Consider the following 15,800-nt stretch of genomic DNA (forward strand, 5'->3'; position numbering starts at 1 on the left):
TAAAGCTCAAACTTTACGATAAATGGCTTCTTTCACTGATATTGATCCGTCTGCAAGCCCTTGTATAAGAAGGTCTAATTCATCATCTGATGGAGCACTTGTTTCTTTGCTTTCCTCAGGCTTACTGATCGGTGCTTTCTTAACTTGTTTTGATTCGATAAAGTCGGACAATTTGGAAACCGTCGGGTAATTGAAGATGCTTGCGATGTCTACCTGTCCAGGAAATTCCTTATCGATTTCTTTTAGGAGGTACGTCGCCATAATCGAATCTCCTCCCATATCACTGAAGCTCATGTTGATATCTATCTCTTCTAATTCAAACAAATTCATCCATATATGCTTGACCCTTTGAAGAGTCGTCATCTGACTCTCATTGGTCGCAAGCACTTTTTTATGATTACTCTTCAAATGATCTTTTTTTACGGCGGGTTGCATACCTTTCATTAGCCTGTCAGACAGCCGCAACGGAATGGAATCGTAATTCGCGCTTACGATCTGCATGTTCATTTTCCCAACAATTACACGTTTATAAGCACTTCCAATGACTTGATAAAAAGCTTGCATTGCCTGCGTATCTGTAAGGCTGTAAAACACTCCATCTTGGATATTGAACCGGGATGCAATTCCGATATTCTTCCAGGCCGGCCAATTGAAGCATATCGTGTTTCGTCCTTGACCATTTCTATAATCACAATATGAATCCTGAAAAACATTTGCTGCCGTATAATCTGCCTGCCCTGCCTCGCCTAACATACTTGAAATGGAAGAGGACAAGATAAAAAATTGAAGATCATCTTGTCGTGTTAATTGATCCATTAACCATGTCCCCAACATCTTCGGTTTTAGAACCTTATTGGCTTCTTCATCTTCTTTGTTCATAATATAGGCATTGTCAGCTGTTCCTGCTAAATGAATGACCCCATGTATCCGGTTGAATCTCTCCCTAATTTCATGAAGCGCATCCGTAATTTGTGCTTTATCTGTAAGATCGGCCATGTATACTTGAAGAGAGCCACCGCTAGATTCAGCCTGTTTTTTCAGCAGAGAAAGAGCCTCCGTATTTCTCTCTGTCTCCCCACTCCGGCTGATCAGCGCGATGTGAATGCCTAAATCCAGCAAAGATTGGGTCATAGCCATGCCGATACCACCGGTCCCACCGGTAATGATATAGGCCCCGTCCTTTTTCCACTGAAATTGTTGTGTATCCGCCTGATCGATCTCCAACACGTCTATCTTTTCGATATACTTTTGCGAGTCTCTTATTGCGATTTGATAAGGCCATTCAAAGCTCTGGATCGTATCCCAAATCTCATCTACATCAAATCCGTCATCTACATCAATACAGCGCACTTTGAGGTTTGGATACTCCTTTTCAATAGACTTTCCATAACCGCACAAAGCTGCTGAATATGGATTAATGCTCTTCTCATTACCTGATACACAAAATGCATTCTTGGTTACAAAATAGATAGATATGGGAGCAGTGTACCCATTATTCACAATGGCCTTTATCATTCTGCGAGCACTGATCATTCCATGATTAAATTCTTGATCCACATCTTTAGTAAAATCGTCACTCATCGAAAGCATATGAACAATCGTAGCCGGTTGATCGTCCTTAAGATTGTTAAATAAGGTGTCATAGTCAGACTGCGTTCTGATATTGCTATAGCTCACTTCAGGCCTATCAGTTCCTAAATTGTTGGGGGATACATGAATGACTTTAAGATAGTCTGGGGTAGTAACGTGCATGTCTTTGGAAAACACAATCACAGGGTCCTGTAATTTTTGAGATTGAGATGGTGCCTGTAATGAATCGTATTTATCCCAAGTTATTGCGTAGTACATATCATTTTGCTCTTGGCTTAAGGCAGCTTTATTCACATGTTTAATGGTATAATTGCTCGCTTCCAGCAGAACATTATTATGGCTGTCAGCTATCGTGAGATCAAAAACAATAGCTTCTGCTTCATTGTCATTGGATTTCCTCCGGATGTGGCTGTAAAGCTTTTGTGGCAAAGGACCATACACCTTCAATGAGCCATAAGACATAGGCAGATATAATCCATATCCGGTTGATTGTGTAACTACGTTTACCGCAATATCCATTAATGAAGGATGTAAGGCAAATTCGTTAAGATCATTTGCAAATTTATCCGGTAAGTATAACTCTGCTAATACTTCGTTATTCCCTGTTGCCACCGAAGTAATTAACGAACTCCACCTTTCTCCAAAATGAAGCTTGTCGTTCATATCTTCTGAAGAGAAACGGTCAAGGTGATCTTGACTCATTTTTTCGCATCTGTTCTGAATAGATAATCGATCAAATGGAAGTGCATTTTCTTCGTTGATATACACACTTCCTTGACAATGAATTTCCCACTGTTCAACTACAGGTATTTTGCTGGTGATAACAAATTCAATAAACCCATCTTTTTTTCTTAATACGGTCTGAATCTCTCTTTCTTCATTCTCTTTTAATACAAAGGGCTTCATAAAAATAATATTTCTAAATTCCAGACCGGCCCCATTAAAATACTGGTTGCAACAGTAATTTACCATCTCTATATACGCTGTGCCTGGCATTAAATAATCATTCAACACCATATGCTCACGAAGTACCCAATAATCTTCTACACGGAATACCGTGCTGTAAATATCTTGCTCCAAAGAATCGGCCAGCATCCGATGTACAAATGGATGTAATGGCGCTGCCTGTCCATCCTGCTTGAAAATCGGTTCTTTCGCTTTTCTTTCAGGCACTTTCATCCAGCAGCGCTTCTTCTGGAATGGATATGCAGGCAGTGGAACATGACGAACATCCATCTTATGATACAACCTATCCCACGGAATATTGGCTCCTTGACAATAAAGGCTGCAAAGGTCCGGCAATATTTCTTTTCCTTCCCGTCCTTCCGCAAAGTAATCGCTAGCCTTGCGGTTATAAACCTGAAGCTGGGATTCAGAGATATCGGTTTCCTTTTTTCTTTCTTCGTTCTCAGAGACAATATGATAAGAACCATAGAACATGGAATGTTCACGAGATGTTTTTAGCATCTCTTTATTTCTAATAATGAGGCTCAGTTTTTCTATTAAACTTGTTAAATCATCCACAATAATGGCGAGACGATAGTTGTAGTGGTTTCGTTTCACGCTCAATGAATAACAAATGTCGCTTAATGTACTGTTTTCATTGTGTAATAGAAAAGATTCCATTTGTTTGAGCATGTCCAATAATGCACGCTCTGATTTGGCAGACACGGCGAAGATATGTTTCTGATCAGGCGAGTCTTTTTTTACTGTGAGTTCCGGCGCTTGCTCTAGAACAATATGACAGTTCGTTCCACTCAAGCCAAAGGAACTGACTCCGCATCTTCTGATTCCACAATGCGGTTCCCATCGAGTCACTTGATCATTGATATACACGGCTGATTGTACAAAATCTATTTTTTGATTTGGATGCAAGAAATGCAGCGATGCAGGTATTTTCTCATATTTTAATGAATAGATAGCTCTTAACAATCCAGCCATACCTGCTGCATGATCCAAGTGGCCCACGACCGATTTTGCAGAACTTACCGCACAAAAAGCTTTGTTGTTCGTGAATTTTCCAAATGCATTTGCGATTGCCTTTACCTCTATCGGATCGCCAAGTTTAGTGCCGGTGCCATGAGCTTCAATATACGTAATGGTGTCTGGGGAAATCATTGCATCAGACCATGCATCTATTAATAACTGCTCTTGTGCAAGCACATTAGGCGCCGTTATACCTACAGAACTTCCATCTTGGTTGATGGCATAGCCTTTTAAGACGGCATAAATATGGTCGCCATCCTGGATAGCCTTGTCTACCGTTTTCAGTACCAAAGAAATGGCTCCCTCTCCCAAGACCGTGCCATCAGATGAATCATCAAAGGTCTTTGTTTTACCTGAAGAAGATTCTATGCCCAGCTTCTCGTCCCTTTCCACCGGAGCAAGCAACACTTTAACACTTCCGGCAATCGCCATATCGCATTTTTGATTTCTTAAAGCCTGCATTGCCATTGACACAGCGACCAATGAAGAGGAACATGCGGTATCAACAAGCATGCTTGGACCTTTCAGATCAAGAAGATAAGCGATGCGGCTGGCGATAATCGAATTGATATTTCCTGCTTCCGACATGACTAACAAGTCCGGATGAATTTGAGCAAGGATCCTCTGGTACTCTGAAATACCAGAGTACCCTAGATAAATCCCCGTATTACTATTCATAATTTTAGAATTGCAGTAACCAGCATCTTCAAGCGAGCTCCAAGCTGTTTCCAGGAACAGGCGCTGGTTAGGGTCCATAAGCGATGCTTCCTTGGCAGACAGCTTGAAGAATTCATGATCAAATTGGTCAATTTGCTCAAGATAACCGCCTGGAGTATATTCTTTTTCCATCCAAGCATGTTCCAAATATGAAAGAATATCATCAATGTCCTTTTTTCTATTCTCCGGAAATGGACGAATACAACCGGCAGAGTTATCTAATATTTCCCAGAATTCTCTGTAATCCTTGGCATTTGGCATCTGCGCGGCGATTCCAATCACCGCGATGCCATTTGATTGTATTTCTTTCACGTTATCCGAACTGATTTGAACTTTCTTTTTAAATTCAAACAACAAATCCCCCTCCTAAACGGAATCTTTTTTTCAATTCGGTTGATCTACACAATTTTATTGTTACTATCAACGTGTACGACTGTCGCCTCAAATCCATCGAGCTCAGAGTCATCATACATACCGTAGGATATAATAATTATCAAATCATCAGGCTGAACCAGTCGGGCAGCTGCTCCGTTTAAGCAAATATCACCTTTTCCTCTTTCTCCTGTTATTACGTACGTATCGAATCGGGCTCCGTTATTAATATTCACGATCGAGACCCTTTCATTTTCAAGAATATTCGCCGCTTCCATCAACTGTTCATCGATGGTAATGGACCCCTTATAATTTAAATTGGCATCTGTAACCTTTGCTCTATGAATTTTTGATTTGTGCATTATTCTCAACATATTTTAACTCCCCTATTTATGAAATAAAGTGTACTTCCGTACCCGTTTGTTTAATAATTTCCTGAATGCGTGCATTACCTAAATCATCTGAATACTGTTTTGCTGTGATCACCGTCTTTAACATATCGAGAGCCTGCTTCATTTGCTCGACGGTCGGCTCCTCTTTGCTCTCACACAATTCGTTATACATTCTTTGAACGTTTTGGTAAGGCTCAACAACTTTCTCCCTGTATTCCGTTTCGTCCCAATTGGAATTTTTCACACAAATGGCTACGGCCAAACAACGGCTTATGAACAGTAATCTGTTCTCCGGTACTGCCAGCTCTTGTCCCAGTCTCGTCATCTCCTCTTCATTTTCATAGCTGAATGCTTTCATTTGGGGGTAACCTTTAAAAAGTTTGGTTAATACATTTTTAGGCCCAACCTCGACTGCCATAAATATCTCATTTCGTATCATATATTCAATGGTTGAAGCCCAATCAACTGGTGAGACTACTTGCCTTACAAGCCGGTTGATTATATTTTCTTTTACATGATCATGCGGCTGAGCCGTCACATTGCTCAGAACTTTCCAACGTGATTCTTGAAACTGGCACAACTCCAGCCTGGATCTGAAATCTTCTGTCATTGGTGACATTAAAGAACTGTGAAAAGCAGCATTCACGTTGAGTAAAACAGATCTACCGCCCTTTTTATCTAACATTTCCATGGCCTTCAGGACCGCCTTTCGATGGCCTGATATAGTGTACTGAGCTTTCGAATTATAACCTGATACACCAACGACTTCCGACCCTGTAATGTCTGCGCACACCTCCTCTACTTCCGCTTTATCCAGCCCACTGATGGCTGCCATTGCGCCATCTGCACTCTCGGCACACCTTTGCATCAGCTCGCCTCTGATTTTTACTAAACTTAAAGCGTCGCCAAACTGTAAAACACCCCCGCAGCACAGAGCCGAAAATTCACCGAGACTGTGGCCTGCAAGAACGATGGGCTCACATTCAAAACGGTCCATGCAGTCGCGGAACATGCCAACACTTACCGTAAAAATAGCAGGCTGCAATAGATCGGTTCGAGTTAAAGTTTCCATTTCTCCTTCGAAACACAACTTTTTCAGATCAAAATGCAAGATGTCTGAGGCTTCTTCAAATAATCGTTTGGAGTGTTGACTTAAATTTTTACCCATACCGACATATTGCGAGCCCTGACCTGGGAATACATAAGCCAATCTTCGCATCAGTTCAAACCTCCCTTTTATATGGAATCCAGATATTCAGCGAAATTGGTCAGTAGTTTGCTTACTTTTTCTTTTTTCAAGCAGGCTGTATCAAATTCCATCGAAACTTCCGGCTTATGGCCGTTACTCGAATAAATGCATACCAGATCAAAATGAGAGAATATGGAGTTGTACTCATCCGAGCGACACAATAAAATCGAAATTTTATTGCCTTCTTCAAACCTGTAGTTCGTCAATTGTGGTGTGTTGGAGATCGGGAAGGAAGTTTGATTTTCACCTAGTTGTTGATGAACTGTCTCTACCAACTCATCCATACCAGCAATGGAACTACTCTGAAAGTCAATATGAATCTCCTGAATATGACCCCTTTCCTGATCTGCTGAGTAGACAAATACTTCGTCTAGATCTGCCGCGGCGGCAAGAGAGTATAGGTAAATGGAAGCAACAAGTGCTTTTTCGTTTACTCCATTTTTTTGTGCATAGTTTTCTAGCCTGTGGAAAATATCTTTCTCCAGCTCAATTGAAAGTTTTGAATTTTTCTTAACACTCGCGTTGTCACTATAGAACTCGCCAGGCAAAGTTATTTTCCGCACTTTGAATTGCTTATTCTTTGCGCTCATCCGGACATCTATCAGATTAGAAATCGTTGAGATGGTCGAATATCCAAACAAATCGGTAATATCAATAACATCCGGAAACTTATGATTCAATTCCATGTGTAATCGCATTAAGAGCAGAGAATTCCCTCCATGATCAAAGAAATTATCGTTTAGCCCAACAGGTGCCGCCAATATTTCATTCCAAATATTCGCAACGATCTGTTCTGTCTCGTTTAGGGAATTCACGTCAATCATTTTATGGTCCAGTTCATGCTGTGGCTCAGGGAGTGCGAGCCTGTTGACTTTTTTATTCGGTGTTAAAGGAATTTCCTCCAAGCGAACGATATATTGGGGAACCATGTAAGATGGTAAATTTTCTTTTAGATATAGGCGCAAATTTTGCGGATCTATTTCATCATCTGAGACATAGTAACCGCACAAATAGTCCCCTTTTTCATTCCTTTTTTTATCTACAACGGCTGCTTTAACCCCTTTGTACTTCATCATGTTGAATTCAATGTCGCCTAATTCGATTCGATACCCGTTCATCTTCATTTGAAAATCAGATCTCTGGATATATACAAGCTCTCCTTGTTCATTCCAACTGACAACATCACCTGTTTTATAGATACGGCTTTGTGGATCAAAAGGATTTGTGATGAAGCTTTTATCTGTAAGTTCTTTATTGTTCAAATATCCTCTTGCCAGTCCAAGGCCCCCAATATATAAATCTCCAGATATCCCAACAGGAGTTGGTTTTAGATCTTTTGTAAGCACGTAAATGCTAGTATTCGCAATAGGTTTGCCAATGGTGACAGATGGAGAATCATCCAGCCTTTTTAACGTAGACCACACGGTTGTCTCTGTTGGACCATACATATTGTAAAGCGATCCATCATAATACTCCTTGAGCAAACTGAATAACTTGATGGGAAGAGCTTCCCCGCCGACCATCATTGTAGAAATAGAATCAAGCATGGAGCGGCTGTTCTCGTCCTCGATCATCAATTGAACCCTGGAAGGAGTAGCTTGCAGCATATTCACTTTATGCCGTTGGATTAATGCCTTTAACTGTCCCATATCCCTTTGTTCCTTTTCACCAGCCAATACGATGACACTTCCTTTGGCCAGAGGGATATAGCATTCAAGAGCAAAAATATCAAAAGACACCGTAGTCAGGCATAACATGTTTTTCGTTTTATCAAAGAGAATTTGATCGGTGATTCCTGCTATAAAATTATCAAGTGCGAGATTTTCGATCATGACCCCTTTAGGGTTGCCTGTACTTCCCGACGTATAGATGATGTAAGCTAAATCATCCGGCTGATGCTGAACATGGATGGGTTCATACCTTTCATTAAAATCGTTGTCAATGTCAAGAATCGTATGCTCATATGATAAGCCAGCAATAAGCTCCCTTTGACCGATCAACACCTTAACCCCACTATGTTCAAGAATATAATTTATCCTATTGGACGGATACTCAGGATCAAGCGGAATATAGGATGCTCCTGTCTTCAATACGCCTAATATCGTTGTAAATATTTTTTGCGAGCGTCGCATCATAAAGGCTACGGAATCTTTTTTCTTAATCCCGGATGCAATCAATTTTCCAGCAATTTTGTCAGATTCCTCATCCAAATATCGATAAGAGTATTCGTTATCTTCAAAAATGACAGCAACCGCTTCGGGATTTGCCTTTACTTTCTTTCTAAACATATGCAAAAATGTCTCATCTTCCCTAATCAACCTGTGAGTATTGTTGTTATCTAACAGAAGCTGCTTCTCTTCTTTTTCATCCATCAACTTGACCTCGGAAATTTTAAGATCCGGATGCTTGTAGGCAAATTCGACAATCCGCATAAAATATTTGGCGTATCTTTGAATTGTTTCTTCTTTGAAAAGCTTGTTGCAGTATTTAAACTCCAAGTCGATCTTTTCTTTTCCATAATAAATATCAATGGAAAAATCGAATTGCGAAATTGGCGTAGGATAGCTTAAATTTTTAGTCTCCAGTCCGTTAAAAGTCGCTTGTTCTCCGTCATGATTATGAATATTAATCAAAACATCAAAAAGCGGATTTCTGTTAAGATTTCTAGGTACATTTAAATCTACGATAAGCTGCTCAAACTGATAGGCCTGGTTATCCAGTACACGTATAAATGTCTCTTTGACTTCTCTCATAAATTCTATGATCGTCTTATCACCGGACGGGTAGCTTGGCATGGCAAGCGTGTTAATAAAAACTCCCATCATCTGCTGAGTATCATGATGCAATCGTCCCGCTACCGGGAAACCGATAACAATTTCCGTTTGAGAAGTCAACTTATGAAGAAGCAAATAACAGCTCGACAAAAGATACATAAACATCGTCATGTGGTGTTTTTTAGTGAAGGCTTCAATGTCACTTGAACTTTGAGGCAACGTAACGTAATATCCGCTTCCTTCAAAGCTTTGTTTAGCTGTGCGTGGATAATCTGTGGGCAGGTCTAAAGTAGGAAGTCCACTTTTGTAAAGGTCCATCCAAAACTCTTTTTGTCTTCGTAAATCTTCGCTTTTTAAATACGAATGTAACCAAGCAACGTAATCTTTATAATGATAAGTCTTGGGTGGCAAATCACAATTATTGTACAAAGTGGTGATTTCGGAGGCCAATAATTGTAAGGATACTCCATCACATATCAAATGATGGATGTTCAAAATCAATACATGCTTCTCTTCTTGCAATTTTACGATTTTCGCTCTCATCAAAGGCGCAGATGTAAAATCAAATGGCATATTAAACTGCTGAACAAGATCAGACAAGTTTTCTTCGTTACTTTCCTCAAACTGGATTTTGAAATCAATGGAAGGATGAATCTTTTGGACCAGTTCGGAATCTACGAATGAAAATGTAGTCCTCAGCGATTCATGCCGCTCTATTAATACATCAAAACAGTACTGTAACTTGGCAATATCCAGCTTGCCCTTCAATTCCATTGCTAAGAGCAAATTATACAGCAGCCCATTTTTTTCAATCTGACTTAATACATAAATTCTTTGTTGAGATGGAGAAACCTCATAGTAAGGCCTGTCCGGACTAATCATAAAATGATTGTTGAAGTGATTATTTTCTTCAATAAGCGAACACAGTTCTCTTACTGTCCTGTTTCGGAACAAGCTTTCGACTTTAAGATTCGTTTTAAATTCTTTATTAATCATTAACAGCAATACGACGGCCTTTAATGAATTTCCCCCGATAGAGAAGAAATCATCTTCAACCCCGATCGAATTTACTTTAAGAGCTTTTTTCCATAGTTCCAAAACCCTTTTTTCTTTGTCGTTTTCAGGCTTGCTTTCTATTTTGGTTACTTCACATGCATTTAATTTTAGATTCGTTATATCTATCTTCCCATTTGAAAGCGTGGGGAAATTGTCCATCACTGTATAGGTATCCGGTAACATGTACCTCGGAATTCGTTCTAGCAAAAAAGCATTGTAGTCGACTTCTTCATTTGGATTCGCCGCTATATAGGCGTTCATTTGTGAATCTTGCAGCAAGACTACAGCTTGTCTTACACTTGGATGCTGCCTAATGGCTGCTTCAATGTCACCCGGTTCGATTCTAATGCCGCGAATTTTAAACTGCCTGTCCTTTCTTCCTTTGTATTCGATATCACCGGCAGGAAGATATCTCCCGATATCGCCTGATGAATATAAAATTTTCCCGTTCTCAAAATGAATAAATTTTTCAGCCGTTAATCCCGGATTATTTACATAACCTGACGCTAAATTGTAGCCACCAATAAATATTTCTCCGTAACTACCATGGGGTACAGGGTTTAGATCTTTATTTAGAATGTGAATTTCCGTATTATATATTGGTTTACCGATAGGTACTATATCTCGATGTTGTTTCTCTACTACCGGAAAGCAGCACACATCTGCGGAAACTTCTGAAGATCCGTATAAATTGAGCAAAGTCACATGCGGTAACTTTTCCAGGAAACCGTTAGCTATGTTAGCATGCAGCGGTTCTCCGCTTGCCATACAATACTTTAAGGATGACAGACGAGCTTCCAAATGATTGCAGTGTTCAAGCATTACACTCATTAGTGAAGGAATCAATGTGATTCGAGTTACAGCATACTGCTCCATTTTGCTAATCATGACCTCAAGATTCTCCACTTCATCATCGGAAAAAATGACGGTAGGAATCCCCTTTAGTAACCCGCCCAAAATCTCCCATATTGAATCTACAAAATTAAGTGTTGTTTTATGGCTGCAAACCTCCCCGGGCTCGAAAGGATATTGATCCCACATCCAGAGCAACCGGTTCAATACAGCGCGTTGGGTAGACAAAACTCCTTTTGGTATACCTGTTGTCCCGGATGTATACAGTACGTAAACATAGTCATCTAAGCTTCGTTGCACGGATAACTTCATTTCGTTCTGTGTATGATCAGAAACAGCCGTATCAAAGAAAATGAGATCTGCAGATATGTCATTAAAATCAGCTTTATCCTCTTCTAACATGATTACAGCATTCGCGCCTGAATCATTTATCATCGTCTGCAGTCGAGCCTTCGGACTTTTTTTGTCCAGCGGCATATAGATTTTCCCAGCCTTGATAATTCCCCAGAACGAAATCATGCTTTCTAATGAACGTTCCAAGTAAATACCGATAATTTCATTTTCTGCTGGGTTGCGCTGTTGTAGCGCAAACGCCAATTGATCCGACTTTTGTTCCAATTCCTTGTAGGTCAACACCCTCTGTCCATCTATCACTGCAGCTTGTTCCGAATATTGCCGCACAACTTCCGTTAACAGACCCGTCAAGCTTATTTCGTCAAATGGATAACGTACAATCTCCTGTTCCCCGTTCAGCTTGTTGTCTTCCTGTAGCAATGCACCCATATCTTTAATAAAAACAGCAGTCTCCGTTGAAATGATTCCTAATATTTTCTTATAAAAATGAACAAGATGTTGAATCGTGAATTGTTCAAATGCATCCTTAGAAAAAGTGAATTTCCCATTAAAAATATTGCCTTGTTCACGAATATCTAATTTCAAGAGATACTTAATCTGCTCCGCTGTCGTCGGCTCCGTAGACGATGACTTGTGAAAAGTATAAACGGCCTGTGAATATGACATATCACCGAAGTTCAAATCTGAATAAAGTGTGTTGACGATCTGCTCCAGAGAAATAGAATTATGCCGGCACGCTTCTAAGTAGGTTTCCTGTACATGAGTCAGCAAGTTCATCACCGACTGTGCATGGTCAATAGTTACGCCAACGGGAAGAAAAGAATTTCCTAACGTAAATGAACGACCTGAGCTTGACAACTCATCCTCACACGATGATGCAAACAATACGATATGATTTTGATTGCATACATGATCGAGCATCACAAAATATGCAGTCAAAAGAATGGTAGCTGGAGATATACGATATCTTGTGTTGGAGCATAATAACTGAATATCCTGTGCCAGTTTTCCAGTTATTTCGAAATCTACAGAACTTTCGTTGAAGCGAAAATTCGCAGGCGCTGGAAAATCAGTAGGAAAATCAATATAAAAAGAATGATCGCATAATTTGTCTTTCCAATACTCCAAGTCGTCTTGTTTATTATCTATAAGTTCCAAACTGCCATCTTTAAGCAAACGGCAAACCACACCTGTCTCGTATAAAATTTCCTCAGAAAATTTGCTCTTGCTGAATTTATCCACTGTAAGCTCTGATTTAGTAACATATTCTGGCGACAGGCAAGCACCAGCCAAATATAAATATCCCTTCGCCCCAGGCGGGAGCAAGTTTTTACTGGAATCCAACACATAAGCCTGTACATTCCTTATTGGTTTTCCAATAACGACAGCTTCACTGCCGGTTTTGGGTACCGGATAACATGTTGCATAAATGGTCGATTCTGTAAAACCATAGAAACTTACCAAATTAGATGGTTCAACATATGAATAATACAGATCTGCCAATTGAGGAGTGACCACTCCGCCCGAAACCATTACATATCTAACTTTATTCAGGACGCTTGAATGACGATCCGCCTCTTGTAAAAAATTCAAAAGCATATCAGAAACAAAGTTGATATGGGTAATATGATTCTCCTGGATGATCTCTTTAAGGGCACGGAAATCAGCCTCTTCACCAAGGGAAGAGACATACAATTTCCCACAACCAACAACCCATCCAAACAATTCTGTAATCGAAAGACCACATGAGTATGAAGTTCTTAGCATATAAGTATCATCTTCATGTACAGTACAGTTTTGCTGTAATTCATACAGTAAATTAATAATACTCTGATGTGAAAGAGTAACCCCAATAAGTCCCTCTCTTGAACTTGACGTATATATAACGCAAGCAACCTGATTCTGTGTACTGATGATGTTACTTTCAACACAGGCTGATACAGGTTCAACTAACTCATGCATCGAATAAACGGCTGCATTGGATATTCTATGATCGTTTTTATCCTGTACAATGACACAGTCCGCTTGACAGTCATTTAAAATATAATGTACTAGATTATCAGAGCATCCCGGTTCAATAGGAACATAAGTATAGCCTGCAAATAGAACAGCATATGTACTGATTACCATATCAACGCTTCGGTTCATAATTAGTGCTACTGTTGCTTGTTTTTTACCAATCACTCTTTGTAAATTACCCGACATAAGTTGAATACGTTCATAAAATTCGGTATAGGTTAACGACTCCCTTGAATCATAAAGAGCTGTCTTTTGTGGATATTTATTTACTGCTTGCAACAATAAATCGTGAATGGAGCGGGATTTCGTAAATATCTCATCTTGGTTTTTTCCTAATAAAGACTCTTTTTGTTTTTGAGTAACGATTTGTAAATCAGAATATTGTGATGTTGGACGATATGTAATTTCAGATAATATTTGTAAAACATTTTCGGACATCATTTGTATAAATATGTCTGAATATCTATTTTTATTATAATTTATCCGAATAGACTTATCGAATAAATTAACCTGCAGCACGAGCTCGGATTGTAACATCTCTCTGAAAAAATATTTCTGTATATAAATATCTCTATCATATTGAAGCAGGCCTTGCTCAATAGGATAATTCTCAATAACTACAATTGAATTATAGATACTGTCTCGATCATAGACCTGAGCATATTCACGAATGTCCGAATAGGTTATCTCTTCGTAATCTGAACGATGGGTTAGAAACTTTCGTACTTCTGCCAAAAGCTCGTCCACCGTTTTTTCATGATCAAATGGAATTACAAGCGGTATCGTTTTGATAAATACACCTACAGCGTTTTCTACGCCTGGCTCAGCATCTACACGGCCTGATACCGTTGTACCGAACATAACATTACGTATATTCAGATATTTATTTAGGAAAATGCCCCATGCCAAATAATAAGCTGCTGCTTCATTTCCATTTTCCAGGCAAATATCATCCGGTATAGGAAAATCATAGTAAGCATTTGCCATTTCATTGTTTGTACACTCCATGCTCGCTTCTTCTATATAAGGCTGTTGTACACCATTTTCCAAATGAGGTTTCCAAAATTCTCGCAAAGCTTCTGACTCATAGCTTCTTCTTTTACATAAAAAAGCGCTGTCATCTTCATTCGCGGGAGCTAATGGAATTCCATTTGCAAGCTTTTTGTAATTTTGAATAAATTGATTTACCAGAATGGAGGTGCTCCAACCATCAAAAAGAATATGATTACTAATTAATGACACGGCATACTGATTTTTTTCATTGATTTTATAAAAAGTAATGCGGTAAGGATTTTTTGTAATATCTATTTTCTTTTCCCTATCGTTTTGAAAAATATAATTTTCTATATTCTCCGGTATTGTTTTATAGGACAAATCCTCAAAAAATATAGGTTCCGGCATTTCCTTTAGAAGAATTTGTACCGGCTCTTTTAAGCCCTCCCACCGAAATACGGAACGTAAAGCTACATGTGAATTGACAACAGCCTTCCAAGCTTGTACACATCTCTCTTCATCTATACTTTCCGGCAGAAGAAATACAATTTGCTCTAAATACGCATCACTGGAGGAATCTTGAATGTAGTAATAAAGCATGCTTTTCTGAAGCTCATTTAATCCGATAATGTCCGTTACATTACTTTTTTGGATAGTGGAAGTTTGGCTCATTTTAACCTATCCTTTCTCAAGTAGGAGATATTTTGTTATTGATCGCCTATTCTTCTAACATCTCTTTTATTGCTTTAACAACCTCTTCAGCCGACTCATTTATAAAAAAATGCCCGCCTGGAAACCGTCTCCATGTGCATGATTTCTCAGTATACTCTGCCCATTGTTCCAGTTCATTTTCGTCCGTATTTTCATCATCATCACCATAAAACACGGCCATTTTGCACGGTAATTTTTTCCCCTTTTCTGTATAATTATAGTTTTCAACAATCCGATAATCAGCACGCATAATAGGAACAAAATAGGAGCTAAGTTCTTCAATCTTAAAAACATCTTGGTTGGTGCCGCCAATTTTCAAAATTTCCTCCGTAAATTCATGGATAGGTGCATCATGAATTTTTTTGGAATGATCAATACTTCCGAGCGGATTTCTTCCTGAGACAATCATCATGACAGGCAAAGGACTGTTTAAATCCATCAGCTTGTACACTAATTCACACGCAAGTATGCTCCCCATGCTATGTCCGAGTAACACATATTTCTCATTTCTGATGTAAGGCATTATATTTTCTAATATGTCTTCCACTGCTGCTGGTATATCCTTATAAAATGGGTCTTTTGCTCTTATCCCCCTGCCCGCTAATTCCACAGTGTGCATGTTCATATTATGATCCATGTATTTTTTCAGAGGCGTATAACACGTCTCCGAACCACCTGCATAAGGAATACAAATCAACTTGTATTTTTCCATAAGATTCTCCCGGTCAATGAAAA

The 15,800-nt window shown here is 39.3% G+C and carries 5 protein-coding genes; all 5 read right to left on the bottom strand.

The genetic code is table 11. From position 1 onward, the window contains the following. Nucleotides 1-6: 6 nt before the first annotated feature. The 5 genes from C8268_RS11990 to C8268_RS12010 are packed head-to-tail and all read right to left on the bottom strand — an operon-like array spanning nucleotide 7 to nucleotide 15,777. On the bottom strand, nucleotides 7-4,647 hold the full coding sequence (locus C8268_RS11990) for a type I polyketide synthase (RefSeq protein WP_106767872.1): 4,641 nt from the start codon (nucleotides 4,645-4,647) through the stop codon (nucleotides 7-9). 44 nt (nucleotides 4,648-4,691) lie between these two features. After that, the gene (gene panD / locus C8268_RS11995) at nucleotides 4,692-5,039 is read right to left on the bottom strand and encodes an aspartate 1-decarboxylase (protein WP_106767873.1); all 348 of its coding nucleotides are present in this window, start codon (nucleotides 5,037-5,039) and stop codon (nucleotides 4,692-4,694) included. 16 nt (nucleotides 5,040-5,055) lie between these two features. Then, entirely contained in the window at nucleotides 5,056-6,276 is a 1,221-nt protein-coding gene (gene fabD, locus C8268_RS12000; RefSeq protein ID WP_106767874.1) for an ACP S-malonyltransferase, read from the bottom strand. A 17-nt stretch (nucleotides 6,277-6,293) separates the two neighbouring features. Further along, entirely contained in the window at nucleotides 6,294-15,026 is an 8,733-nt protein-coding gene (locus C8268_RS12005; RefSeq protein WP_106767875.1) for a non-ribosomal peptide synthetase, read from the bottom strand. Nucleotides 15,027-15,072: 46 nt separating this feature from the next. Then, nucleotides 15,073-15,777: a thioesterase II family protein gene (locus C8268_RS12010; RefSeq protein WP_106767876.1), complete on the bottom strand. Its 705-nt coding sequence runs from the start codon at nucleotides 15,775-15,777 to the stop codon at nucleotides 15,073-15,075. Nucleotides 15,778-15,800: the final 23 nt, after the last annotated feature.

The organism is Paenibacillus faecalis (genome assembly GCF_900289175.1).
GTDB lineage: Bacteria > Bacillota > Bacilli > Paenibacillales > Paenibacillaceae > Paenibacillus_AQ > Paenibacillus_AQ faecalis.